The sequence below is a fragment of the Thermovirga sp. genome, from assembly GCF_017656375.1.
In the GTDB taxonomy this organism is placed as follows: domain Bacteria; phylum Synergistota; class Synergistia; order Synergistales; family Thermovirgaceae; genus Thermovirga.
This window is the reverse complement of the sequence record NZ_JACDOB010000007.1, coordinates 1-23,967: the sequence shown is the minus strand read 5'-3', so window position 1 is coordinate 23,967 and position 23,967 is coordinate 1. Positions and strand designations below refer to the sequence as shown.

23 protein-coding genes are annotated in these 23,967 nt (G+C 43.8%); 9 read left to right on the top strand and 14 right to left on the bottom strand.

Annotated features, from left to right (window positions below; genetic code table 11):
* Positions 1 to 157: 157 nt before the first annotated feature.
* The 11 genes from H0Z23_RS03865 to H0Z23_RS03815 all read right to left on the bottom strand — a co-directional run bounded on the left by H0Z23_RS03865 (position 158) and on the right by H0Z23_RS03815 (position 11,335).
* Positions 158 to 841 (bottom strand): response regulator, encoded by a 684-nt coding sequence (locus tag H0Z23_RS03865; protein ID WP_296867654.1) that lies wholly within the window; start codon positions 839 to 841, stop codon positions 158 to 160.
* Positions 831 to 2,432, bottom strand: a complete 1,602-nt coding sequence (locus tag H0Z23_RS03860; protein ID WP_296867653.1) for a sensor histidine kinase — start codon at positions 2,430 to 2,432, stop codon at positions 831 to 833. Before H0Z23_RS03860 ends, H0Z23_RS03865 begins: the two co-directional genes overlap by 11 nt.
* Before the next feature lie 51 nt (positions 2,433 to 2,483).
* Positions 2,484 to 3,401, bottom strand: a complete 918-nt coding sequence (locus H0Z23_RS03855; protein WP_296867652.1) for a DUF2207 domain-containing protein — start codon at positions 3,399 to 3,401, stop codon at positions 2,484 to 2,486.
* A gap of 108 nt (positions 3,402 to 3,509) precedes the next feature.
* Positions 3,510 to 3,980, bottom strand: coding sequence for an aminotransferase class IV (locus H0Z23_RS03850; protein ID WP_296867651.1), 471 nt, complete (start codon positions 3,978 to 3,980; stop codon positions 3,510 to 3,512).
* A 78-nt stretch (positions 3,981 to 4,058) separates the two neighbouring features.
* On the bottom strand, positions 4,059 to 5,105 hold the full coding sequence (locus tag H0Z23_RS03845) for an ornithine cyclodeaminase (RefSeq protein ID WP_296867650.1): 1,047 nt from the start codon (positions 5,103 to 5,105) through the stop codon (positions 4,059 to 4,061).
* The gene (locus H0Z23_RS03840; protein WP_296867649.1) at positions 5,083 to 6,216 is read right to left on the bottom strand and encodes an NAD/NADP-dependent octopine/nopaline dehydrogenase family protein; all 1,134 of its coding nucleotides are present in this window, start codon (positions 6,214 to 6,216) and stop codon (positions 5,083 to 5,085) included. Before H0Z23_RS03840 ends, H0Z23_RS03845 begins: the two co-directional genes overlap by 23 nt.
* Positions 6,209 to 8,194 (bottom strand): TRAP transporter permease, encoded by a 1,986-nt coding sequence (locus tag H0Z23_RS03835; protein WP_296867648.1) that lies wholly within the window; start codon positions 8,192 to 8,194, stop codon positions 6,209 to 6,211. Before H0Z23_RS03835 ends, H0Z23_RS03840 begins: the two co-directional genes overlap by 8 nt.
* Positions 8,178 to 8,702, bottom strand: a complete 525-nt coding sequence (locus H0Z23_RS03830; RefSeq protein WP_296867647.1) for a DUF1850 domain-containing protein — start codon at positions 8,700 to 8,702, stop codon at positions 8,178 to 8,180. The genes H0Z23_RS03835 and H0Z23_RS03830 overlap by 17 nt, the downstream gene beginning before the upstream one ends.
* An 85-nt stretch (positions 8,703 to 8,787) precedes the next feature.
* The gene (locus H0Z23_RS03825; RefSeq protein WP_296867646.1) at positions 8,788 to 9,741 is read right to left on the bottom strand and encodes a TAXI family TRAP transporter solute-binding subunit; all 954 of its coding nucleotides are present in this window, start codon (positions 9,739 to 9,741) and stop codon (positions 8,788 to 8,790) included.
* Between the two features lie 182 nt (positions 9,742 to 9,923).
* Positions 9,924 to 11,069, bottom strand: a complete 1,146-nt coding sequence (locus H0Z23_RS03820) for an enolase C-terminal domain-like protein (RefSeq protein WP_296867645.1) — start codon at positions 11,067 to 11,069, stop codon at positions 9,924 to 9,926.
* Positions 11,070 to 11,176: 107 nt separating this feature from the next.
* Positions 11,177 to 11,335 carry a hypothetical protein gene (locus H0Z23_RS03815; RefSeq protein ID WP_296867644.1) on the bottom strand — a complete coding sequence of 53 codons (159 nt, stop codon included), beginning with the start codon at positions 11,333 to 11,335 and terminating at the stop codon, positions 11,177 to 11,179.
* 210 nt (positions 11,336 to 11,545) lie between these two features.
* Between H0Z23_RS03815 and H0Z23_RS03810 the strand changes: the two genes are divergently transcribed.
* Positions 11,546 to 12,460, top strand: a complete 915-nt coding sequence (locus H0Z23_RS03810) for a MurR/RpiR family transcriptional regulator (protein WP_296867643.1) — start codon at positions 11,546 to 11,548, stop codon at positions 12,458 to 12,460.
* Positions 12,461 to 12,471: 11 nt separating this feature from the next.
* Here H0Z23_RS03810 and H0Z23_RS03805 read toward each other — a convergent pair whose 3' ends face one another.
* Positions 12,472 to 13,296 carry an aminotransferase class IV gene (locus tag H0Z23_RS03805; RefSeq protein ID WP_296867642.1) on the bottom strand — a complete coding sequence of 275 codons (825 nt, stop codon included), beginning with the start codon at positions 13,294 to 13,296 and terminating at the stop codon, positions 12,472 to 12,474.
* 165 nt (positions 13,297 to 13,461) lie between these two features.
* On the opposite strand from H0Z23_RS03805, the gene ilvE reads away from it, so the two are divergent.
* From ilvE to H0Z23_RS03775, 6 genes are all read left to right on the top strand, one after another.
* Positions 13,462 to 14,334, top strand: coding sequence for a branched-chain-amino-acid transaminase (ilvE, locus tag H0Z23_RS03800; protein WP_296867641.1), 873 nt, complete (start codon positions 13,462 to 13,464; stop codon positions 14,332 to 14,334).
* A gap of 141 nt (positions 14,335 to 14,475) precedes the next feature.
* Positions 14,476 to 15,567: a butyrate kinase gene (buk, locus tag H0Z23_RS03795; RefSeq protein ID WP_296867640.1), complete on the top strand. Its 1,092-nt coding sequence runs from the start codon at positions 14,476 to 14,478 to the stop codon at positions 15,565 to 15,567.
* Positions 15,568 to 15,570: 3 nt separating this feature from the next.
* A complete protein-coding gene (locus H0Z23_RS03790) occupies positions 15,571 to 16,479 on the top strand; it encodes a bifunctional enoyl-CoA hydratase/phosphate acetyltransferase (RefSeq protein ID WP_296867639.1) in 909 nt (302 codons plus the stop codon).
* Positions 16,480 to 16,557: 78 nt separating this feature from the next.
* The gene (ptb, locus tag H0Z23_RS03785) at positions 16,558 to 17,478 is read left to right on the top strand and encodes a phosphate butyryltransferase (RefSeq protein WP_296867638.1); all 921 of its coding nucleotides are present in this window, start codon (positions 16,558 to 16,560) and stop codon (positions 17,476 to 17,478) included.
* 65 nt (positions 17,479 to 17,543) lie between these two features.
* Complete coding sequence (buk, locus tag H0Z23_RS03780) at positions 17,544 to 18,623, top strand: butyrate kinase (RefSeq protein WP_296867637.1); 1,080 nt, start codon at positions 17,544 to 17,546, stop codon at positions 18,621 to 18,623.
* Positions 18,623 to 19,243 (top strand): DUF975 family protein, encoded by a 621-nt coding sequence (locus H0Z23_RS03775; RefSeq protein WP_296867636.1) that lies wholly within the window; start codon positions 18,623 to 18,625, stop codon positions 19,241 to 19,243. Before buk (H0Z23_RS03780) ends, H0Z23_RS03775 begins: the two co-directional genes overlap by 1 nt.
* Before the next feature lie 70 nt (positions 19,244 to 19,313).
* On the opposite strand, the gene H0Z23_RS03770 is transcribed toward H0Z23_RS03775, so the two are convergent.
* Both H0Z23_RS03770 and H0Z23_RS03765 read right to left on the bottom strand, forming a co-directional pair.
* Positions 19,314 to 20,705: an aspartate aminotransferase family protein gene (locus H0Z23_RS03770; RefSeq protein ID WP_296867635.1), complete on the bottom strand. Its 1,392-nt coding sequence runs from the start codon at positions 20,703 to 20,705 to the stop codon at positions 19,314 to 19,316.
* Between the two features lie 75 nt (positions 20,706 to 20,780).
* Positions 20,781 to 21,830, bottom strand: coding sequence for a D-cysteine desulfhydrase family protein (locus H0Z23_RS03765; protein WP_296867634.1), 1,050 nt, complete (start codon positions 21,828 to 21,830; stop codon positions 20,781 to 20,783).
* Positions 21,831 to 22,009: 179 nt separating this feature from the next.
* Between H0Z23_RS03765 and ortA the strand changes: the two genes are divergently transcribed.
* On the top strand, positions 22,010 to 22,330 hold the full coding sequence (ortA, locus tag H0Z23_RS03760) for a 2-amino-4-oxopentanoate thiolase subunit OrtA (RefSeq protein ID WP_296867633.1): 321 nt from the start codon (positions 22,010 to 22,012) through the stop codon (positions 22,328 to 22,330).
* Entirely contained in the window at positions 22,320 to 23,741 is a 1,422-nt protein-coding gene (gene ortB, locus H0Z23_RS03755; RefSeq protein WP_296867632.1) for a 2-amino-4-oxopentanoate thiolase subunit OrtB, read from the top strand. Before ortA ends, ortB begins: the two co-directional genes overlap by 11 nt.
* The last annotated feature ends 226 nt before the right edge of the window (positions 23,742 to 23,967 follow it).

Genomic DNA, 23,967 nt, shown 5'->3' with positions numbered 1-23,967 from the left:
TAAACCCTGGCTACATAGTAAATGTTTGCGAATGCAATAACAATGGTTTAGACCTTAAAATAACATTTTGTAAGTTTTGGTCTAAAGTTTGAGGCGAGATTTTCTAAGATACTAGATGTGCCATGGGTTGAGTATGAACAAAATGAACAAAATAAAGTTATTTTATCGAAATGTAGGTGTTAACGGGCCTTCCAACTTCACCGTAGCTTCGCTCTACGACAGCCCTTCCCTGATCTACAAGATATTCTAGGTAGCGCCTTGCCGTTACCCTTGAAACGCCTAGGGCCTTTGCGGTTTCCTCTGCTGAGAGGGGATGAGCGCTTTCTTCAAGCAGTGCTTCTACTCTTTCTAAGGTAGAGATATTGAGGCCTTTAGGGAGGCAACCATGCTTTTTGCTTCTTCGCAGGATAAAGAGCCCGTCAACGTCATCTTGAGAGACTGAATTTTTGCCTTTTAATAGTTTTTCTCGATATTCTTGATAAGTTTCAAGGGACGATTTAAGCCTCTCAAAAAGGAAAGGCTTAATTATGTAGTCAAAGGCCCCTGCTCGAATCACCTGGTTTACGGTGTCCGTTTCCTGGGCTGCGGAGATAACTATGATATCTACAGGCATCTCCCTTGAACGCAGCTCCTTTAGTAGTTTAAGCCCATCCATCTCTGGCATGAAAATATCCAAAAAAACCAAGTCTACATGTGTTTTTTGGAGGTCTTCTAGTGCCCTTTCCCCATTGCTGGCATGTCCTACGACTACAAAGTTTTTCATCGTAGATACAAATTTTTTTAGAATGTCTGCAACCATAGGGTCATCTTCTACTATGAATGCGCGGATTTTATCGGCCATCGCTCTCACCTCTATACGGTAGGGTTACTATAAAGTCAGTACCTTCTCCAGGAGTAGATTCTACCTCTATATCTCCATCTAGTTCTTCCACTCTATTTTTTACATTATATAACCCGTATCCCCTGGAGTGGGGACCTTCTTTGGTAGAATATCCCTTTTCGAAGATATAAGGCATGTGCTCAGGTTCAATTCCCATTCCATAATCTCTTACATTTATGATTATTTTCCCAGACTCCTCGAAGAGGCCGAAATACACTTTTCTTCTTTCTTTGGGCATTCTTTGCACGGCTTCAATGGCGTTTTCCAGCAAGTTGCCTATTATCATTATCAATGAAAGGTTGTCGAAGCTTTCCAGTTCGCTGCAGAAGCTGTCTGGGTCTATCTGGAAATCTATGCCTAGTTCGGAGCATCTGGAGCTCTTTCCCAGTAGTATGCCTCCCACTGAAGGGTTTTTGAATCTTTTGGCTATGAAAGATATCTGAGACTGGTGAGCCGAAGTTATTTCCGATATGAAGGATAGGGCTTTTTCGTATTCTTCAAGTTGAATAAGGCCAGCTATAGCCTGTAGCTTGTTTTTGAACTCGTGGTTTTGGGCCCTTAGAGCCTCTATGTAGAGGGCAACTCCAGTCATCTGTTCCGCCTGAGCCCTTACCTCAGTGAGGTCTCTGAAACTTCCTATGGCTCCTGCAATGGTTTTTCCCTTATATATGGGTATAAGTTGGGCTAAAAATTTTTTGCCTCTTATGTTAAGTTCCATGTCCCATTGGGCCTTTCCGCTTTGGACAACTTGACAGAGAGCCGTTCCAGGAAGGATGGGCTCAAGTGGTTGCCCAGTGATATCCCTGTCTATGCCGAAAAGTTTTTTGGCGGCGCTGTTAATGAGGGTAATATTGGAGTCGGAATCAACGGCGATTATTCCTTCTCTTATGGATTCTATTATGCCCTCTCTTTGTTTCAAAAGCAGGGCAATTTCGCTTGGTTCCATGCCGTATATTATGTTTTTGACTCGCTTTGCCAGGGATGCAGCAGCTATTACAGATACTACAAGGCCTGCGAATATGGCCAGGAGCAATTTGCCATAAAGGCTGTACTTGGTGCTTTGGATTTCATTGACCAAAGCATCCACTATCACTTCTCCTACCTTGATTCCATCCCTTATTATTGGGGCTTTTGACCGTATGGAAGGGCCTATAATGGTTTGGGATTCTTTCGTTTGCGGAAGGTAATCTAATGCCTTGCCTCCCTCTTCTTCCTGAAATTTAGCTCCTAATTCATACGAGATGGGGTGAGAATATATTTTGTCGTCGTTATCGATGATGATAATGGCTTTTACGCCTGTTTCCTTGCGTAGCTTTTCTGCTATCGGCTGGATTACTTGCTCTCCTTTTGGCAAACCCAGGGCTTTTTTTATATCAGGATGTTCTGCAACCAAAAGGGCTATGTTACGGGCATTTTTGGCTATCATGCGTTTAAACTGGGCTTCTATTGTGTGAGAGCCTACCAACCCTACGGCTAAAAGGCCCATCAACGAAACTAAAAGTAAAACCAGCACCAATTGAGCCTGAAGCCCAGTTTTTGTTCCTGATTCCATCCTGCTCTTGTGCCTCCGCGGAAAGTCTTTTGTATGTAGTCGACCTTTAGGTTACTTGTTTTTCAGGCATTCTATGAGACCGTCTATAAGACCTATGATATCCATTAAACCACGATTTTCATTAGAATACCACTCTGGTTCAATCGAGGAGGGATCCACGCCTCTTGATTTTAACATTTCGACAGTTGCAATTGTCCAAAACCTGCCAACTTCCAATGCTATGGCATGGGGCAATTTCAAAAAGTAATCCTCTATTATTTCTCCGGTGTTTTTAGACGGGTCTGGCCCTTTCATAATCTTGGACCTAAGATCTGAAACTATCTCATGTCCCCTAAGCAAGTATGAAGTAGGCTTTCTTAGAATTAACGTGCCTATGTAGGCTAATACAAATGAAAGGGCTGAATATATGGTTATGATCGCAGCAGAGCAATTATTTGCTGTAAAGGTCAAAAAACCTCCGAATATTGCAAGGGTAACCACTCCTAAGATAGCCTCAATATGAGGTTTGGTTAGTTTGCTCCCAAAGGTTTTATCCATATGTATCTGAAAGGATTTATTCAATTCCGCAAATTTTGTGGGAGCGTCTCGTTCAATGAGATAGGTTTTTTTGTCTTTGAACATTTCCTGGAAAAGAAATTTTTCCTCTTGAGCACGGGCAGAGGGACAAGGTGATTCCATATGAATTATCCAGCCCTCATAGTGGTCGGCAATGGATATTATTCCTTCAATTGCAAGGTGTACCAAAGATGCCACCAGGCAATTGTAATGGTAATCTGCATGATACAGATAGCCTGTCTCCGCTGGAGAAGCTGGAAGGGTTAGGGAAGGGCTTACATCGACGCTTATATGTTTGGCCAAATTTGTCTTAAGGCCAAACATAAAGAAAAGTAAAACTAAGTAAAAAGATTGAACTAACAATGAAGCGAAAGCTGCTACCCACGCCTGCACTCCCACAGAAAGAAAACCCATATCCTTTTCATCTCCCGCCAAATTAGGTTTGGCTTTTAAGCTTTTTAGCTTTATTATGCGTGGCCGTGATTACAGAGTTTATTCTTATCTGAGAATAATTTTATCATGTTATTCCAACCAACGGGCTATATTTTGTAGATACAAATGCCTAAGCATTTGCGAGACGGGGCCAGGCCTTCCCTTTCCTATGAGTGTTTCCCCAACTTTTACTACCGGCATTATCTCTTTTACGCTTCCGGTTATGAAAAATTCAGCTGCCTCTGGGAGTTCTTCCACAAGGGGGCAGCGTTCCCTTACGACAAACCCGGCTTCTTTTGCAATTTCTATTACCATATTCCTCATGGTTCCTGCTAAAACCCTGCTTGTTGGTGCGGTTATTATTTCTTTTCCTTTAACCATGAAGGCGTTGCTGTGGGAGGCTTCAGTTATTTCGCCATTTGGGCAATAGAGTATTTCTATAGCCTCAGGGTCATCCCGCAATGGTAGGTAACCCTGAAGGTAGTTAATGCTCTTTATGTGAGGTAAAGGCCTTTCCATATTTATAGGGAGCAGGGTTACACCTTCCTTGTTTAGAGGCATGGCTATTTTGCACCAGAGAAAGAAAAAGCGAAATGATCGAAAAGCCGTTATCATTTCGCTTTTTCTTAATTTAAATCCTTAGATCCAGAAGGGCTCATCCCAAAGAATCAAGTATGTCCCTAGTCCCTTTTCCAATGCTTTGTCATATATTTTCTTTGCTACAGCTACATCTTCTCCTCCGTTTCCTACGGCGCAAAAGTAAATAATTTCTTCATCGCTTTGTCGAGCTTCTTTTTTTCTGTTTACTATTGCTCCCAGTTCTGCATAAATATCTTCTCTGCTCAATAATCCTTCTTTTGCCATTATAGCCGGAGTTTGAATTCCACGGTGAACCAATGCATCCCAGTCATCCACTATGATTTTATTGGCCTTTCTTATTGCGTCGAATTCAAATTCATAGTTGCCTACGTTTGCTAAGAAAGCACCGTTTTTTATCCAGTTAGCCTTGACTATCGGGTTTAAGGTTGTCGTTGCCGTGACAACGATGTCTGAGTCCCTAACGGCTTCTTCTGCTGAGGTAGTATATTTGATCGATAATTCAGGCCATCTCGTTTTTTCTAAGTTTACGAAGTTTTTGAGTCTGTCTTCGGAGAGGTCGCAAATCACGATTTCTTTAAGCGAGGGAACAGCTGTCATAATTGCTTGAAGTTGCGTATGATTTTGTGTCCCCGCCCCGATGAAGGCTGCTTTTTCTGAGTTTTTTCGAGCCAGATATTTTGTCGCTACGCCTGTGACGGCACCAGTTCTCATGGCGCTTATAATAGTTCCGTCCATTATAGCTATTGGAAGCCCTGTTTCTGGATCGTTCAAAATGGTTAGAGCTGATGCTCTTGGTAAACCGTATTTTGTGGGATTGAGGGGTTTGCTCCCTATCCATTTTATGCCTGCTGTGTTTATTTCCCCTCCTACAAAGCCTGGCATTGCATTTATTCTTCCCGTGACAGCTTCGGAAGAGGCATCTCCCCAACGTAAGGTAACTTTATCTGGTATTATGGTTTCACCATTATCATGAAGGGAAAAGAAGTTCTCTATTTGTCCCATAACCATGAACATATCCAAAGCTCCGCATTGGATGACTTCCTTCTGGTTGAGATATAAAAATTTAACTTGCTTGTCTTTTATCATCGTTATGTACCTTCCTTTCCGATGTTATATGTGCAAAAGAATTAATTATTTGATCTGGAGTCATTTTCTCTAAGCCTAATTTCTTAAGATTTCTCCCGTTTTTTCTATAATCACAATCATGGATGATGTTAGCTAAACAAATGATGCTATCCATGACAGGAGTTTTTATTTCAAAAACCTTGGCTAGCTCAGAGAGGGGTACAAGGCTCATGGGAACATCTTCAGTGATATATCTCACGTCAGGCGTTTTGGGAGCTAGTATGCCTTTATAGGCTTTTTGTTTTTGTATGGCTTCATAAAGAGTTTCGGAGTCCTTTATTGGAATACCGTAAACTTCTTGGAGCCACTGTTTGGCGCTTGGTACATTGAGGCCCATTCTTGAAGCTAAAGCTATTCTTTCACTGTCTAAACGCTCTAGGATTTTTGAGACGCAAGGTGATATGCCCTGCAGGTAATATTCAAAGTTGTGTTTTGCTTCAATTCTTGCAATATTTAATATAGTGGGGGTTGGATGGAATATAGCTCCTATGTTAGATAAACTTGTTTCTAGTACGCTCTGAGCAGCTTGGATTTGAGGGAAGTAAGAAGATAGAATGTTTGCTACTTTTTGTGTCTGCGATGTAGGGATGGCGGCAACAGGCATTTTCCGTTTTATTTCATATATAGTTGCTTCTGCAGGGCCAGTTATTCTACAGGCAAAAATAAGCGATTGAGTTTCCGCTATGGTGAAGGATGCCGAAGGATTAACTTCCGTGGCGACTTTATGAAATTCTATGGCGCCTCCTGTTCGCCCAGGGTTGAGGATTATTATTTGCCCGTTGACTAGATAAGGTGCACAAAGCTTGGCAATTTCTGCATGAGCAAAGGCAGGAGTGACGACCATTATAAGGCTTGAGCCTTCAAGCGCTTCTTCTATGTTCGATGTGGCTTTCTCGATAGGTGCGAATCCACGTATTCCTTTCCCCTTTAATAATATGCCTTTAGCATTTCTGATCTCAGTTAAAGTTGATTCGAACTTGTCGTAAAGTTTAACTTTACAGCCTTTTAAAGAAAGCCAAGCTGCAATACTAGTGCCACCATTACCTGCTCCTATAACGGTAATTTTATTCATTTTTCTCTTCCCCCTCTACAGGAGCTTTTGAAACTTTTAAAGGGAAAGAGGTCGCGTTTTTTGCCTTAATTATTTTCTGCATGAAATAAATTGACAGGATAAGCCCAAGACCTAATAAATCTGAGTATATCTCTGGATACATCATGGCCAAGGCCGCTATGCCCATGAGAATTCTTTGAAAAATGTTTAAAGGTCCGAAGAAGTAGTTTTCTAGACATGATGCCATGGCTACTACTCCAAGGATTGCCGTTATCGTAGCTATTGTAGCGGAAGAGAAGGAAGCGTTTATAAGAAGTAGTTTGGGTTCAAGAGCAAATATAAAGGGAAGTATGAATGCTGCAGAGGCTAATCGTAGACCATTTAGAGCTGTTTTTACTGCGTCCCCCTTCGCTATCGCTGCAGCTAGATAGGAGCTGAGGGCTACAGGTGGTGTAACGGAAGCCATACACCCAAAATAGAAGATGAAAAGGTGTGCTGCCACTATTGGAACATTCATTTTCACCAATGCTGGTGCCACCATGGAGCCAAGAATAATGTAAAGGGCAGTTGTGGGCATTCCCATACCCATAATTATTGAAGCGAGCATTGTCAACACAAGAGCAGGATAAAGTGATCCTTTAGAGAGAGCTATTATAAGGTCTGCAAATTTTAAGCCTAATCCTGTAAGGGTTACGGTGCCTACTATTAGGCCGGCCACGGCGCATGCTGCAATTACGCTTAGTGCTCCTCTGGCACCCATTTCAAGAGCTCGTAGGAATTTTTTAGGAGTCAATCGTGTTTCTTTCCTTATGAAACTTGCAACTATGACCAGCATAACTGCACTAAATGACGCTTTAATAGGTGAGTAGCCTGCCAGTAGCATGTAAACTATGCTTAATGGGGCGAGAAGTAAGAACCCGCCTTTTTTTAACGTTTCTATAAAGCTTGGCAATTGATCTTTTCTGAGTCCCTTTAGGCCCATTTTTGCAGCTTCGAAATCGACCATTAGAAAAACAGAAAGATAGTATAAGACGGCTGGAATAGCCGCGTGAACAATAAGCTTACCATACGGTACACCGGTCATTTCTGCCATTATGAATGCTGCAGCACCCATAATAGGTGGCATAATTTGACCTCCAGATGACGCTGCTGCTTCTACACCTCCGGCAAATTCGGGTTTGTAACCTACGCTTTTCATCAATGGGATTGTGAAAGTTCCCGTACCTGCGACATTTGCAAAAGAGCTTCCGGAGATAGTTCCCATTAATCCGCTTCCTACGACGGCTGCTTTTGCGGGGCCACCACGGTAACGGCCTGTAAGGGAAAAAGCGAGGTCTATAAAGGCTTGCGCTCCGCCCGTTTCTATGAGGAATGAACCAAGCAATATGAAAACAAACACGAAAGTGGAAGTGACGTAAATAGCAACACCATAAATTCCTTCACTCGTGAGGAACATGTGTTCGATAATTCTTGAAAGCCCGTATTGTTTATGCCCCAGATTTCCAGGAATGAGATGCCCTAGTAGGGCATAGAGCAAGAAGGAAGATGCTACTATTACCAATGGCCATCCCATGCTTCGACGGGTGGCTTCCATTACTATCAATATGGTAAAACCACCTAGAACCAGATCCCTAGTTAGTGGGTCACCGGCGCGCATGGCAATATTCATATAGTCGAGGACTAGATAAGCACCAACTCCCAATGAAAAAACGATAACTACCCAATCGAACCAAGGGACTTTTTCTCTGTACTTATCAGATGAAGGATAGATAAAGAATGTAAGAGACAGGGCGAACGCCAAGTGGATAGCTCTATGCTGCATTTGCGGAAGCATCCCGAAGCCAGATGTATATAAATGAAATATGGACATGCAAATAGCTAAAAAGAAACATATTTTTGCAGCAATTCCAGTCAAGCTTCGTTTGTTATCTAGCTTTTTGTTCAACTCTTCTATGTCTACAGTAGTTTGTTGCCTTTTCTTTCTATTTAGGAAGAACATCGACCTCACCTCTAATAAGAACTTTCCACAAAGGATCTTTGTTTGCGGATATATCAATTCTTTCTTCGTCATTAACCACGCATTTCAAGTCCACGTTTCGTTTCCCCCCATCTAATAATAGGTGCGGTTGTGCTATATAGCTAACTCTGAAAGGAATAAAATCCAAAGGTTTTTTAAAACCTTCGATAATGAGAAATCCACCTTCAAACCTACAAGGTTCTGTGAATGTCGAGGGTACACCCCATCCTAAATCTTGGAGTTTGGTGGATTCCAAGATTATCCTTCCGTTTTCGTCTATACGGTAGTATTCATATACGGGCGTTAAGTGGACTGAATGGCGAATCAACGTGGCAAATGAATATCCAGGTGGAACTTGCTTTCTGTACAAAGTTGAGCCGTTCTCATAATTCGTGATTTCAAGTATGATCACGTTATGAAAAAGAATTGAGGCGATACCAAAAAGAAAGAGAGATATTAGGAAAAATGTTATAATTTTCTTACGAGTCACAAACGGCACCATCCTTTTTAAGAGCGGGGGGCTTTCCCAGGAGTGCCCCCGCTCTGCGTATTTGAGACCAACGTGATATTGCTGATTACTTCAGAAGACCAACTTCTTTGTAATATTTTTCGGCTCCTGGATGAAGAGGAACAGACATAGCGCTCAACGCGGTTTCGAGCTTTATATTCTTGCCCTGGACATGTGCTGCAGCTAGTTCGTCGAGGTGTTCAAAAAGAGCTTTGGTGATTTTATATACTGTCTCTTCACTCAAGCTTGCTTCTGCACTAAAGATAGCTGGACTTGCAACTGTAAGAACCTCTTTGTCTATGCCGCGATAAACGCCAGCCGGTATTTTGTAGAGCATAAGGTAAGGCCTGTCAGCAAGAAATTCTTTCATAACTTGTTCGTCAACTTCCAACATGGCGATGTCTAATGTGGTTGAAGCATCTACAACAGCTGAAGTTGGGATACCAGATCCAACGATAGCACAGTCGATTAGTCTATCTTTCAAGGCCGTAACTGCCTCTCCGAATTTCAGGAATTGTTCATCTATATCTTTGTAGGTTAGCCCGTGTGCTTCTAATACCATTTTTGCAGTTCTCTCCGTTCCGCTGCCTGCAGCTCCTACTGCAACTTTTTTGCCTTTAAGATCGTAAATAGTTTTAAGTCCTGAATTCTTTAAGACAATAAACTGGAATGTTTCGGGATAGAGGCATGCTATTCCGCGAATGTTCTTGACAGGTTTTTTCTCGAAGGGGGGCAAGCCATTATATCCTCCCCAAGATGTATTGGCTGCTCCTAACATAAGATCTACCTGTTTGTTACGAAGCATTTTTAAGTTTGCCACGGAAGCACCGGTTGATTCTGCAGTGACTTCTACACCTGGGACGTGTTTGTTGATGATAGATGCTATAGCAGAGCCTATGGGATAATACGTTCCTGCCGTTCCACCTGTAGCCAGAGATAGTCTCTCTGCTGCCGACGCCGCTCCTGTTACTCCTAACAGAGCAACAACCAAAAACAATGCCGCTAACTTTCTTAAATTCAATTTCCGTCGCCTCCTTTTGATACATTCAAGTATCAACTTTTATGATATTGAAACTAAGGTATTTCAGTATGCAATTTAACAAAATTAATCACCGGGGTCAATATTGTGAAGATTGGAGCAATATTGTATAATGTATACCTAGCTTTCCGTGCAGGGGGGTGTCAAATTAAAGATTATACCTTTCATCGATATGCTGAGTTTGTGGCAGAGAAGTTGTATTTGTTTCTCAAGAACCTATTGATCGTCTCAGTTTTTAAATCAATTCCCAGCCCTGGTCTTGTCGGAGGGTAAATTTTTAAATCTTGGATGTTTTCTGAATATGTAGAGATATCAGCAGCGAGACGCAGTGGAGAAAAATACGCATGGCCTCCGTCAAGTAGATTAGGAGTGCTGAGTCCAAGATGAAGGCTTGCTGCCTGGGTTATTCCTTCTTCTAACATTGAGTTCATCCAGCATTTTATTTCGTTTTCTGCAGCAATTTTAATTAACTTTTGTGCCCTCGATATTCCACCGTTTTTTGAAACTTTTATGCTGAAAATATCTGCAGCGCCTTCGCGAATTATTCTGCGTGCATCGTGGAGAGTAAGGAGAGATTCATCTACTGAAATTGGGATCGGAATGGATTTTTTAATCTTCGCAAGGCCCTCAATATCCCAGTAAGGCACAGGCTGTTCCAAGAAATATATGTCAAGGGGAGCAATTTTGCGCCCAACTTCTATGGACGTTTCTACGTCCCATCCCTGATTTACGTCTACTATTATTTTTATATTTGGGTAAGTATTTCGAACAAGTCTTATTCGCTCAATATCGGTGTGGGGAGCAAAATGCCCTGTTTTTATCATTATGGTTTTAAAACCTTCGTCATGTGCTTTTTGTACATCTTTGACAGTTTGTTCCGGAGGAGAATTGCCCACGGACCATGCCAAAGGGATAAAGTCTCTAATTTTGCCTCCGAACATTTCGTATATTGGAATGTTCCTCTTCTTGCCCAAGATGTCGTAGCAGGCCATGTTGATGGCTCCCTTTGCCATCAGGTTAAGCTTTACGCCTTGATCCATAAGTGAATTGATGCCTTCGATGTTTTCAGGGTCCTGGCCGATGACCAATGGGGACAAATAGTTGAGTATGCAATAGGTTATGCTTTCCATGGATTCCTCTGTAAATGGGACATGGGGATCGGCTTCTCCTATTCCGTAGATGCCTTCGTCAGTGTCAATTTTTACCAGTACGCACTCTGTGGAGCTTTTAGACCCTATGACTTTCGAAAGGGTATATTTGTCTTTTAGAGGAACTACGATTTCAAATATTTCCATACTTGTTATTTTCACAGAAAGGTTTCCTCCTCAATAAATACTTGTCCATTTCCAGATGTTGAGTTCTATCTGATGCTTTGAGGCTTAAGAAAAACAGAACCCTAAACCTCAAAAGGGGCGACCTATTTGTTGATGATAGATGCTATAGCAGAGCTTATGAGATAATATATTCCTGCCGTTTCGCCTGGAGCCAGAGAAAGCCTCTCAACTACCGACGCAGCTCCTGCTACCTCTAATAGAGTAAAAGGCAAAAACAATGTTGCCAACTTCCTCAATCGCAAATTCCATCGCCTCCTTTTTTTGGTATTTGTTGTAGAATACAAATTTGTACAAGTAGAGATTGACATATTTAAATAACAAGTTTCAGTGTATTGACACATAACAGTATCAGTATACAATTTAACAAAATCTATTTTGTAGGTCAATGTTGAGAAAATCAAAACAATATTGCATAATGTATTCACATGATTATATTGAGAGGAGTTTATTGAATGGGTAGAAGAAAGGAGAAATCAGTGAGTGTAAAAGGCAAAAAAGCCGTCCTGGAGGGATATGCAGGAGGTGTTTTCCAGTATATAAGAGCTAAAAGCAAAGATTTGCCTCAAAAACAGCAGCTGGTTTGTGATTATATTTTGAACAATTATCAAAAAGCAGCCTTTTTAAGTGCGGAAGAGCTTGCCAGAGAATCAGGGACTAGCCACGCTACGGTTTTTAGGGCTGTTGCGAGCTTGGGATTTGCTTCATATATAGCATTGAGGGATAAACTTCAAGAAGTTTTAACAAAGACAAGTATCCCTCCTTTGGATAGATTGAAAGATACATTTGCGGAAGCTGATGAAAATAACATTTTAGATATGGTTATAGAAGAAAACATACGAAATCTAAGAAGCATGAACACTCCGGATCTCAGGGTGCATTTCCCACGAGCCGTGGAATTATTGGTTTCTGCTAGAAGGATTTATATAGTGGGCTTGAGGTCTACAAAAGGAATAGCCTTATATTTGCATGCTTTGCTTCAGCAATTTTGGAGGGATGTATTCCTGGTCGATGCTACTGGCTCCGATACAATCCTAGATGTTATGCTCGATATGGGAAAAGAAGACGCATTGATAGCTCTTATGGCGGGAAGCCCACATTATACGAAAAGAACAATAACTTGTGTCAAATACGCGCACGACAACAATATTCCGGTGGTGCTTATAACAAATAGTTTGTCTAGCGCTGCAGCACCACTTGCAACCGAACTTTTGTTGGCACCTCAGAATACTCCACATTACAGTTCAAGCTCTCTTTTGACAATATGCGATGCATTGGTAGCTGCTTTAGGTACTAAAAAACCACAAGAGGCCAACGAAAAGATTGATAAACTAAGTACGCTTTTGGTGAAGTATGATATTTCCTTGTGATAGTAAGAATATCACTCTAACCATCTTTTAAGGTTCTGTAGATACAAATGCCTAAGCATTTGCGAGACGGGGCCAGGCCTTCCCTTTCCTATGAGTGTTTCCCCAACTTTTACTACCGGCATTATCTCTTTTACGCTTCCGGTTATGAAAAATTCAGCTGCCTCTGGGAGTTCTTCCACAAGGGGGCAGCGTTCCCTTACGACAAACCCGGCTTCTTTTGCAATTTCTATTACCATATTCCTCATGGTTCCTGCTAAAACCCTGCTTGTTGGTGCGGTTATTATTTCTTTTCCTTTAACCATGAAGGCGTTGCTGTGGGAGGCTTCAGTTATTTCGCCATTTGGGCAATAGAGTATTTCTATAGCCTCAGGGTCATCCCGCAATGGTAGGTAACCCTGAAGGTAGTTAATGCTCTTTATGTGAGGTAAAGGCCTTTCCATATTTATAGGGAGCAGGGTTACACCTTCCTTGTAAAGCCTGTCTTCAGGAGGATTTAGGGGCTCAAAGAAGACAAAAAACCGTCCCTCAGGGAATTGTCCCGCTACTTCAATATCACCCCCTGTTATGTATGGCCTGGCTCTTGCATCCTCTTCGAAACGGCTTAGCCCATTTCGAATTATCTTATTCATCTCCTCTATGTCTAGAGGCATGGCTATTCCGCACCTTCGCGCTGACTCCTGAAGCCGCTCCAAATGCATGGAAAGGGCCATAGGGCGCCTGTTATATGTGCGTATGGTTTCAAATACCCCCACGCCTCTTTGAATTGCCAAGTCAGTTACAGGTATATATGCTTCAGAAGGTTTTCTGTAAAGGCCATCTATATAACAAAAATTCATTGTCAATCCTCCTTGAGGGGTTCTATGAGTTGTTTTTCCAGGTATTAATAGTATAGTATACGACAAAAATCAAATATTTGGTGCTTGAAGTGCCCATAAGGATTCAGTTTTAGTTTATAATAAAGCTGTTTTTGAACGTCTTACCATTTTGAGGGGGTTGAGAGTATGACAGTGGTTTATATGAACGGCAAGTTCGTGCCCAAAGAGGAAGCAAAGGTTTCGGTATTTGATCATGCATTTCTTTACGGAGATGCGGTATTTGAGGGTATAAGAGCTTACAATGGCCGGGTTTTTAGATTGGAAGAGCACATTGACAGGTTATACGACTCTGCGAAGGCTATTTGGCTCGAGATAGAGATGCCCAAAAAGGAAATGATGGAAGTTGTAGCGGAAAGCTGCAGGCAGAACAATCTCAAGGATGCTTACATCAGGCTTGTAGTAAGCCGAGGCGTAGGAGATTTGGGGCTTGATCCCAGAAAATGCCATGGCAATTCAAGCATTATATGCATTGCTGACAAGATTGCCCTTTATCCTGAGGAATTTTATGAAAAGGGGCTCAAGGCCATTACCGCTGCCACAAGGAGAAACTATGGTGAAGTTTTGGCCCCTCAGGTAAAAAGCAACAATTATCTTCCCAACATTATGGCCAAGATAGAGGCTATCACTGCAGGTTGCTTGGAAGCCATATGTATGAGCAGGGAAGGATATGTAACTGAGGGGACTGGAGACAACATCTTTATCGTGAAAGATGGAGTCCTTAAGACGCCTCACCCGGCAGTGGGCATACTGAAAGGCGTTACCAGAAAGGCCATAATGGAATTGGCTGAGCAAGAGGGTATACCTGTTGAAGAGACATTTATGAACCGCTTTGACGTTTACACTGCTGATGAGATATTCTTCACAGGAACAGCGGCAGAAGTTATTCCTGTGGTAGAAGTCGATTCCAGAAAGATTGGAGACGGTGTGCCTGGGCCAATAACCAGAAAATTGCGCAGCTTGTTCATGGATCTCGTCAAAAAAGAAGGTTATCCTATATAATAAGGCGTAACGTGCCATATTCCGCAATTGGTCCGAAGAGACGATCTATAAAAACTTCAGAGCATTGTCGTAATTTAGGGCGGGATATTGAATTTCCCGCCCATTTGATTGTATGGTGCAGAAAATGGAGGAGTGGGGAGTATGTCTTTTCAAGTTTTGGCAATCAATCCAGGATCTACCAGTACGAAAATAGCGTGGTTTAAGGATGAAGAGAAGGTATGGCAGGAGTCTATATCTCACAACCCCGAGGAAATAGCTTCTTTTCAGTCAGTTGCTAGTCAGTATGAGTACAGGCTATCTACGGTTTTGAGAACAGTGGAAGGAAAAGGATTCAATTTAGATGATTTATCTGCTGTGGTAGGAAGAGGAGGGATATTGGAACCTATTCCTGGAGGGACCTATGTAGTAGATGATCTCATGCTAGAACATTTGAGAAGAGGGAAACCTTGGGAACATGCTTCAAATCTTGGAGGTATATTGGCTCACTCTATAGCTTCCAAAAGAGACATACCTGCATTTATAGTGGACCCCGTAGCAGTGGACGAACTGGATGACATATCCAGAATAACAGGCCTTCCTGAACTTCCTAAAAGATCCTTGGCCCATGCCCTTAACGTCAAGGCTACCGTGAGAAAGGCAGCGAAGGACCTCGGGAGAAAATGGGATGAACTTGATGTCATAGTGGCTCATCTTGGCGGTGGCATTACCGTGTGTGCCCACACGGGAGGTCGCATGGTCGACCTTAACAACGCCAATGAGTTCGGGCCCTTTTCTCCGGAAAGGGCAGGAGGGGTGCCTGCTGGTGACCTTGTAAGGCTGTGTTTTAGCGGAGAGCACACCATGAAAGACGTAAGAAGGAAGTTGGTCGGCAACGGCGGGCTAATGGGATATTTGGGAACCAGTGATGTCAGGGAAGTAAAGAAGCGTATAGCAGAAGGAGACGAAAAAGCCTCATTGGTGTACAGGGCCATGGCTCTGCAGGTAGCCAAAGAGATAGCCAGTTATGCTGCAACGTTGAAGGGTAAGGTGGATGCTATTTTGGTAACAGGGGGAGTAGCTCACGACAGTGACTTTGTTGCCCTTGTCCAGGAAAGGGTACAGTGGATTGCTCCTGTTTTGAGATATCCTGGAGAGGATGAGATGAGAGCTCTCGCAGAAGGAGCACTAAGGGTGCTCAGAGGTGAGGAAGAGCCAAGAATTTACGGTGATTCCATAAAAAGGCGGGAGGCGTAAAAAGTGTCCTTTAAAGATTTGGAGTTTTTGATTTCAGAAAGTAAAGCTGGCAGGAAGATGCGCTTGGCGGTGGCCGCAGCACAGGGAGTGGACGTGCTTGAAGCTGTTTGGGATGCGGCCAAAGAGGGAGTGGTTGAGCCTGTTTTGTTTGGTGATTTGGGCAAAATAGGTGCCATTGCTGCTGAATTGGGCATTGATTTGTCCGATTTTGCAAAGGTTCCCTGCTCTAGTGAGAAGGATGCAGCGGAAAAAGCAGTCAAGGCTGTCTCTTCGGGAGAAGCGGATCTTCTCATGAAGGGTAATGTAAAGACTGCTACGTTGCTCAAAGCTGTTTTGAACAAGGAGTGGGGACTCAGAACGGGAGCTATATTGTCCCATCTTTTCCTTTTTTATATTCCCAAGTTAGGCAGAGTCGTATCTCTAACAGATGGCGGCATGACCATGTATCCTGATTTAAACACGAAAAAGGCACTCATAGAAAACGCCGTATCATGTTACAGGAAGCTTGGTGTCGAGTGTCCCAAGGTTGCAGTGCTGGCTGCCGTGGAAGTAGTCAACCCTGATATGCCTTGTACCTTGGACGCTGCGGCTTTGAAGCAGATGAACGTTCGCGGCCAGATAAAAAACTGCATAGTAGATGGCCCTCTTGCTCTCGATAATGCCATAAGTGAAGAATCGGCAAGACATAAAGGTATTGTATCTGAGGTTGCTGGCAAGGCCGATATATTGTTAGTGCCAGACATTGAGGCAGGTAACATGATGGGCAAAGTGATGATGTATATGTCTGGTGGGGTAGGAGCAGGAGTTATTTTAGGGGCAAAAACTCCTGTAGTTCTAACGAGCCGGTTCGATTCTGCAGCAACCAAATTGCGCTCCATAGCACTAGGGGCTGTTTTGGCCAGCAAGATATAAATGTGATAGATATTTATTTGTATTTTGATAATATATTGTCTCGTATAATAAATTATATTTCACAAGGAGGTTCCATAGATGAAACAGATTAAGTCCCTTGTAGAGCTTCTTGCTTATGCGAAAGAAGTAGGTCCTAAGAAAATTTCTGTCGCTTTGGCAGAGGATCCTGAGGTCCTTGAGGCCGTTGAGAATGCCAGGAAAGAGGGTGTAGCTGAAGCGTTCCTCGTGGGTAACGCGGACAAGCTCAAAGAAGTAGCCGATTCTATGGGTGTTGACCTGGGCAACTATGAAGTAGTGGATGTAAAAGGTGGCCAGAAGGAAATTAGCCTGGAAGCCGTAAAATTGGTCTCATCTGGCAAGGCAGACATCTTGATGAAGGGTATGATCTCAACTGCCAATTTCCTCAGAGGGGTACTGAACAAGGAAGTAGGGCTTCGCACAGGTGGAACCCTTTCCCACGTATATATTCACCAAGTAGAGGGCTACGACAGGCTCTTTTTCATTTGTGATCCGGCTTTCAACATGTACCCGGACCTCCCAACCAAAGTCAACATTTTAAATAATACTGTCCAGCTAGCCCATGCTTTCGGTATAGAAATGCCAAAGGTGGCTGTTTTAGCTGCAGTTGAGGTAGTAAATCCAGATATGCCTTGTACCCTGGATGCTGCGGCACTTTCCCAGATGAATCGCCGCAAGCAGATTAAAGGCTGCATAGTGGATGGCCCCTTCGCCCTTGATAACGCGATAAGCGAGGAATCAGCGAAGCACAAAGGTATTGTCTCAGAAGTTGCAGGCAAAGCGGACATACTGCTAGTTCCCGATATAGAGGCTGGCAACATGATGGCGAAGGCAATAGTTTACTTTAGCAACAATAAGACTGCTGGGCTTGTTCTGGGTGCAAAGGCTCCGGTAGTGTTGACCAGCAGGTCTGATACTCCAGAGACAAAACTTCTTTCCATCGCTTCAGCGGTTGCTCTTTCGGTATATCAGAATAAGTAGTGGTTGAAATCTTATAAGGGCTGGCCTGTGCCGGCCCTCTTCTTTTCACTTGGAGGGATGAGAGTATGGGCTTTTTTAGAATTTTAGCGATAAATCCCGGTTCTACTAGCACGAAGATTGCCCTTTTCGAGAACGAAGAGGAGAAATGGAGCGAGACGCAGCGGTATGACGTGGATGTCTTGAGTCACTACCCCGGTATACCTGCCCAGGAGCCCTTTAGGCTCAAAGAGATCAAAAAGGCCCTTGGAAAGCATGGAGAGGATATAACTTTCATAGATGCCTTTGTGGGAAGAGGTGGCCTGCTACGCCCTATTCCTGGAGGGACGTACAACATCAACGAGAAGATGATTGAGGACTTGAGATCTTGCAAGTATGGCTCTCATGCTAGCAACCTAGGGGCTCCTCTTGCCAAACATCTAGCGGAAGAAGCTGGAGGCAAAAGGGCATTCATAGTTGACCCTGTCGTAGTGGACGAGATGATGGAGGAGGCTAGGCTGTCCGGCCTTCCTGGCATTGACCGCAAATCCATCTTTCATGCATTGAACCAAAAGGCAGTTGCCAGGCGCGCTGCTGCAGAACTTGGCAAAAAATACGAGGAAGTGAACCTTGTGGTCGCCCATATGGGCGGTGGGATTTCCGTTGGTGCCCATGAAAAGGGTAGAGTCATAGACGTAAATAACGCCCTTGATGGGGAGGGCCCTTTTTCCCCGGAGAGAGCTGGCTCCCTTCCAGCGGGCGAGCTGGTTAAGTATGCTTTCAGCGGTAAGGTGGAGATGGCCGAGCTGCTGAGGAAACTGACAGGCAAAGGTGGCCTTGTGGCGCACCTTAAAACCAATGACTTAAGAGAAGTAGAAAGGCGCATTGACGAAGGTGACAAACATGCCGAACTTATTTTTAAAGCCATGGCCTATCAGGTGGCAAAGGAGATTGCTTCCCGCGCTGCGGCCTTAAGTGGCAGGGTTGACCTTGTGGTTTTAACTGGAGGGCTTGCTTACAGTAAGCGTTTTACTGGAGAAATTACAGAGAGGGTTTCCTTCATAGCTCCTGTTAAGGTGTATCCAGGTGAGGATGAGATGCAAGCTCTAGCGGAAGGAGCATTGCGAGTTCTTAAAGGAGAAGAGGTAGCGAAGGAATATACTGGCTGATGAGTGGTAAGATCGCCATAAAAGATGCTTTTTCCTACGGCTGGGAAGCCTTTGTGAGGAATTTCTTTTTCTTTACTGCACTTTTTGCTATTTCTCTTTTCCCTTTGCTTTTACTGGAGGCAGCTTCAAAGAGATGGGAAGAGGCTAGTTTCCTGTGGAACGTGGTGAAGCTGGCCTCATCCTTATGGAGAATACTGACCGCCATGGCCGTGTTAAGTGCTTGCCTTTATATTTTTGACTATGGTAAGGCATCATTGTTGGCCTTCAGCGGCTTGTTTAAAAGGTTTGTGCCTTATTTTGTGGTAACCACCTTGTATGGTTTGATGCTGGGGTTAGGGCTTATGGTCTTTGTTGTGCCTGGGCTTTACCTTGGAGTGGTTTTCCAATTTGCCCCTTATCTTGTCTTGGATAGGGCTGTAGGTCCCATTGAAGCTTTGAAAGAGAGCGCTTCCCTTACGAGAGGAAACCGTTGGGAGCTTTTTATGTTGGATGTTCTTGTGATTTTGGCCAATTTGGGTGGGGCGTTTCTTTTCGGGATAGGGGTAGTAGTTACGGTGCCTGTTACGTTTCTGGCGGTTACGTTCGTATATAGGAGGCTTTTAAATTTGAGCGGGGCTTGACCTTGATAAAAAAGGTCCCGGTGGGGTAACCGGGACCGCAGGCAGAGAAGAGAAGTGTGGAAGTGAGGATTTACCATCCTTTCAGGCACGGCAGTATCTCGTCGGGAACCCTACCTTCTGCCGCATCCTTAAAGGAAGCATCTATTATCTCGAGAGCTTCCTTCAGCAGCTCGTCAGGGATGTTGAGAGGGGGAGCTACTCGTAGGACATTTCCATTCTTGCCGAAAGTTATCAGTATCAAGCCTCGCTCCCATGCTGCCCAGGATATCTTTAGGGCCATGGATTTATCTGGAGTTTTGGTTATTTTGTCGGTTACTATCTCTACGCCCATAAGAAGGCCTTTCCCTCTAACGTCGCCTATGAATGGATACTGGGATGTTTTTTCTTGGAACCATTTTTTAAGGGAAAGCCCTTTTTCTTCCGCTTGTTTCAGGAGATTTTCTTTTCTTATAATTTCCATTACGGCTATACTTGCTGCACAGTTTACGCTATGTCCCGAATGAGTGTAGGCGAAAAATGGCACAGGAACAGAGTCCATTATTTCAGCCCGCCCTATTACGGCTCCCAGGGGCATGCCTCCACCTAATGCCTTTGCTGATACAATTATATCGGGGGCTATACCATAATGTTCTATCGCCCACATCTTGCCGCTGCGGCCCATGCCGGTTTGTACTTCCTCGTCAATGAAAACTATGTTCTTTTCTTCAGTCAAAGTCCTAAGGCCTTTCATGAACTCTACAGGTGGGAATATCATTCCCCCGTCGCCCTGCGCTGGCTCAATAATTACACCTGCAACGTCGCCGTTGAGGTCGTCTATCATCTTTTCTATTTGCAATAGGGCTTTTCTGGAAAGAAGCTCTGGTTCGGTATAGCCATCTATGTCCCAACTGTTGCGATATGGGTCAGGATACTCTGCAAAGGCGATGTGCTCATCTGGACAAATAATCTTCTTTGAGTCTTGGTCTATTATTCCTGTGGCCGACAAAGAGCCATAGGTCATGCCGTGATAGGAATGTTTGAAGCTTATTATATATTTTTTCCCTGTGAAAGCCCTGGCAGCCTTTATGGCAGAATCTACACTGTCTGAGCCAGAAAAGCCGTAAGCGACTTTTTTAGGAAAGCTTCCGGGAGTAGATTGGGTTAGAAGCTCCGCCAGTTTCACTGGTTCCTCGTTGTAAAAATATACGATGGTATAATTTTGGATCTTTTCGACGTGTTTTTTTACGGCTTCCACTACGGCTGGGTGGCTGTGTCCAACGTTATATACAGCGGCGCTGGATAAAAAATCTATAAAACGATTACCGTCAACATCCCAAATTTCTGCACCTTTTGCCTTCTCTACAACAGTGGGGAAGTACTTTATAGCCACAGCTTCCGGGAGAAGCTTTTCATCTTTTTCAATTATCTGACACGATTTCTCTATGTTTTTCCTAGCAAATTTTCTCAATTCCTTCCAGTCCATGCTTTAGCCCCCCACAATTAAAATACCATACATTATTATCTATTGCCCTATATATTGAAGAGAAGTCTATTTACTTCAGTCATTTTTGTCAAGGTGTATGTAGTTTTGAATTTTCAAATCAAAAATGTTACGCGCCAACATTTTTCGATAATGGTTTGCAAAGAGGCCGAAGATGCCTCCTGTGTGGACGAAAAGGACTTTCTGGCCTTTTTTTAGAGTACCTTTTCGGATCTCTTCCTTTAGTCCCCAGAATGCTTTGCCCGTATATACAGGGTCCAATACCAAACCCTCCAGAGAAGCTATTTGCTGTATCATCTTGAGTTGTTCTGGGGTGGTTTCGCCGTATCCTTCACCTATGTAGTTGTCTAAAACTCGGAAGTTGGTAATTGGTGTGGCAAGTTCCGGCAGAAATTGCTCTTTTGTTTCTTGGGCAAGGGATGTGACCTTTTCCCTTATCCAGTTTTCTTTGAAGCTTACACTTATTCCCCAAATTTCAGTCTGGGGGTTCAGGTAGGAGAAGCCAATTGCCAGTCCGGCAAGGGTGCCTGCAGAGCCGCAGGGCACAACTACGTAGTCAAATTTTTCTCTTAGCTCGCCTGCTTGCATCGTTATTTCGGTTGCCGCTCCTATGTAGCCTAAAGCGCCTAGGGGGCTAGATGCTCCGAGAGGTATTACATAAGGTTTTTTGCCTTCTTTTATATACGTTTGTGCAACGTCTTCCATGGCTTGGTCCATTTCAGAAAGATTTGCGCCTTCCAGGAACGTTACTTTGGCACCGAAGAGAAAATCAAGGAATGTGTTACCATCAGGCACATCCTCCAGCTGTCCTGAAAGGACGAGATGGCATTTAAGGCCTACTTTCGCGGCTGCAACGGCCGTAGCCCTTGCATGGTTGGATTGAATTCCTCCGCACGTTATGAGGACATCTGATTTCTTTTTTATAGCGTCATAGATTACATATTCCAGCTTTCTGACCTTGTTGCCAGAAAGAGCACAACCTGTAAGATCATCCCTCTTAACCCAAATTTCCGGACCTTCCAACCAGGATGAGACCTTTGGTAGAGGATGTAGAGAGGTTGGGAGGTTAGCTAGATTCACCTTTTTTGCCGCCATTATGCGAAACATGGTACGGCACCCCCTTTTCGTATACAGTATAATTTAGTTTAAACCTTTGACATAGGGTCTGTGATATTGCATATTATACAAACAAACGGGGCGTTTGTGTTTGTCTCTTTGCTTTGTTAAATAAAAAACATTTCCTTAACTTTGTTTGTGGCTTATTTCGAAATTTTGGAGGTGTGAATATGTCAGATAAGGCCAGAAAAGGCGACTGGGTTCAAATTCACCAGATTGTCCTTCCCGCAGGGCAAAGAGCCCCGCAGGTGCCAGAAGATACAGCTCAAGTTCCTCTTGAAATGAAGGTAAAAGGAATATTGTTGAACCAGGAAGCTTCTTTGGGGGAGTTGGTAACTATACGAACTGCCGTGGGCAGAGTTCTGGAAGGAACACTTGTGGCAGTTAACCCATCATATGACATAAGCTATGGTCCCCCACCGGCGGAGCTGAGGGGTGTTGGAGAAGAGCTCAGGCGCATTCTAAAGGGGGTTGGCCAAGATGAAGCCTAGAGACTATAAAAGCGTCATGGATAGACGGGCAGAGATAATGAGGGCATCTGTAGGTATCGACTACAGCAAGTACAGTCTTGGCCGCCTTGCTTTTGACTATGAAAAAATGATGGAAGAAACAGGCTATTCCATCCAAGAAGTGAAGAAAATCCAAAAAGAAGCCAATGTTGGCAACACCCCACTTATAGAGCTTAAAAACCTTACTGCCTTGGTGAGAAGGCTTTCAGAGCCTGGTTATGGAGCCAGAATTTTCGTAAAAGACGAGGCAAACAACCCTGCAAGGTCCTTTAAAGACCGAAGGGCTTCCCTTTCAGTGTTTCATGCGAAAAGAAAAGGATATCCAGGTGTGGTGGCTGCTACGAGCGGCAATTATGGGGCAGCTGTGGCCAGTCAGGCTGCCAGGAGCAACCTGGGGTGCATAATCGTCCAGGAAATGTTTGACAGCAAAGGCTTTGAGCAGCCGGAGATAGCTGAAAAGGGAAGGGCGTGTGAAGCTTACGGCGCAGAGGTTTTGCAGCTTTCAGTAGGGCCAGAGCTATTTTATATGTTCCTCTTGGTGTTGGAAGACACAGGCTATTTTAATGCTTCCTTGTATACTCCTTTTTCCATTGCCGGTATAGAGACATTAGGCACGGAGATAGTGGAGCAGGTTCGAGAGCTTGTCGGCAAGGATCCAGATTACATAGTTAGTACTCATGCCGGAGGAGGTATAACTACCGGGACTGCTAGAGGTGTTCTGAAGGCAAAAAGCCCTAATACCAAGATAATAGGGGCAAGTGTGAATCTCCAGGGGCTGCACATGGCATCCGACAGGGATTTCAACAGAAAGTCTTTTACCACAGGGCATACAGGATTTGGAATTCCTTTTGCAGTTTGGCCTGATCGCTCCGATGTGCCTCGCAATGCGGCCCGAGTGCTCAGGTATCTTGATGGTTATGTGACTGTAACTCAAGGGTCTGTTTTTTACATTACCGAAGCTCTTGCCCAGCTGGAAGGTTTAGAGAGAGGCCCTGCCGGCAACACGTCCCTTACGGCAGCTTTTTCCCTTGCTCGTTCGTTGCCTGAGGACAATATCGTGGTTGTCAATGAAACAGAGTACACCGGAGCTGGAAAGCATCCTTATGCCCAACTGAACTTTGCGAAGATGATGGGCGTAGAGATTAAAAGAGGCAATCCAAAAGATGAACTGCCAGGCAAAAACATAATAATACCAGAGCGCCCAGAACAAATAGTTTGCTCTGAGGTGTCTCTAGAAAAACTTAGGGAATCTTACATAAAACATGCCTGCTCTAGCTTGGGTGAAGAAAAGAAGCTGTCTGAAGTTGACGTGGAGTTTTTGGCAGAGGATTCGAGATTGGAAAAAGAGAAAGTTTTAAAGCTCCTTGAGAAAAACGGCGTGAGGGTAGGGTGAAGCAGAATGCCTTCTAAGGAAGAGCGAGATTGGGGAGCGAGGAGGTGATGGAACAACTCTGTAGGTGTTTATGTATTTCTCCTACCTTGATCTTTGCAAGAGCCTTCAAGGATTATGAATGTATGTCTTGTTGACGAGATTGTTTAGTGATGTGTTATTATATTAAAATACAAAGAAATAGAACTAAAATACAGAAAGGCAGAAGGGGGCAATTGGATGCTTTGGA

Coding starts and splice junctions, on each gene's coding strand:
- H0Z23_RS03865 (WP_296867654.1), bottom strand. CDS start 841: ATGGCCGATAAAATCCGCGCATTCATAGTAGAAGATGACCCTATGGTT.
- H0Z23_RS03860 (WP_296867653.1), bottom strand. CDS start 2,432: ATGGAATCAGGAACAAAAACTGGGCTTCAGGCTCAATTGGTGCTGGTT.
- H0Z23_RS03855 (WP_296867652.1), bottom strand. CDS start 3,401: ATGGGTTTTCTTTCTGTGGGAGTGCAGGCGTGGGTAGCAGCTTTCGCT.
- H0Z23_RS03850 (WP_296867651.1), bottom strand. CDS start 3,980: ATGCCTCTAAACAAGGAAGGTGTAACCCTGCTCCCTATAAATATGGAA.
- H0Z23_RS03845 (WP_296867650.1), bottom strand. CDS start 5,105: ATGATAAAAGACAAGCAAGTTAAATTTTTATATCTCAACCAGAAGGAA.
- H0Z23_RS03840 (WP_296867649.1), bottom strand. CDS start 6,216: ATGAATAAAATTACCGTTATAGGAGCAGGTAATGGTGGCACTAGTATT.
- H0Z23_RS03835 (WP_296867648.1), bottom strand. CDS start 8,194: ATGTTCTTCCTAAATAGAAAGAAAAGGCAACAAACTACTGTAGACATA.
- H0Z23_RS03810 (WP_296867643.1), top strand. CDS start 11,546: ATGGGTAGAAGAAAGGAGAAATCAGTGAGTGTAAAAGGCAAAAAAGCC.
- H0Z23_RS03805 (WP_296867642.1), bottom strand. CDS start 13,296: ATGAATTTTTGTTATATAGATGGCCTTTACAGAAAACCTTCTGAAGCA.
- ilvE (WP_296867641.1), top strand. CDS start 13,462: ATGACAGTGGTTTATATGAACGGCAAGTTCGTGCCCAAAGAGGAAGCA.
- buk (WP_296867640.1), top strand. CDS start 14,476: ATGTCTTTTCAAGTTTTGGCAATCAATCCAGGATCTACCAGTACGAAA.
- ptb (WP_296867638.1), top strand. CDS start 16,558: ATGAAACAGATTAAGTCCCTTGTAGAGCTTCTTGCTTATGCGAAAGAA.
- buk (WP_296867637.1), top strand. CDS start 17,544: ATGGGCTTTTTTAGAATTTTAGCGATAAATCCCGGTTCTACTAGCACG.
- H0Z23_RS03775 (WP_296867636.1), top strand. CDS start 18,623: ATGAGTGGTAAGATCGCCATAAAAGATGCTTTTTCCTACGGCTGGGAA.
- H0Z23_RS03770 (WP_296867635.1), bottom strand. CDS start 20,705: ATGGACTGGAAGGAATTGAGAAAATTTGCTAGGAAAAACATAGAGAAA.
- H0Z23_RS03765 (WP_296867634.1), bottom strand. CDS start 21,830: ATGTTTCGCATAATGGCGGCAAAAAAGGTGAATCTAGCTAACCTCCCA.
- ortA (WP_296867633.1), top strand. CDS start 22,010: ATGTCAGATAAGGCCAGAAAAGGCGACTGGGTTCAAATTCACCAGATT.
- ortB (WP_296867632.1), top strand. CDS start 22,320: ATGAAGCCTAGAGACTATAAAAGCGTCATGGATAGACGGGCAGAGATA.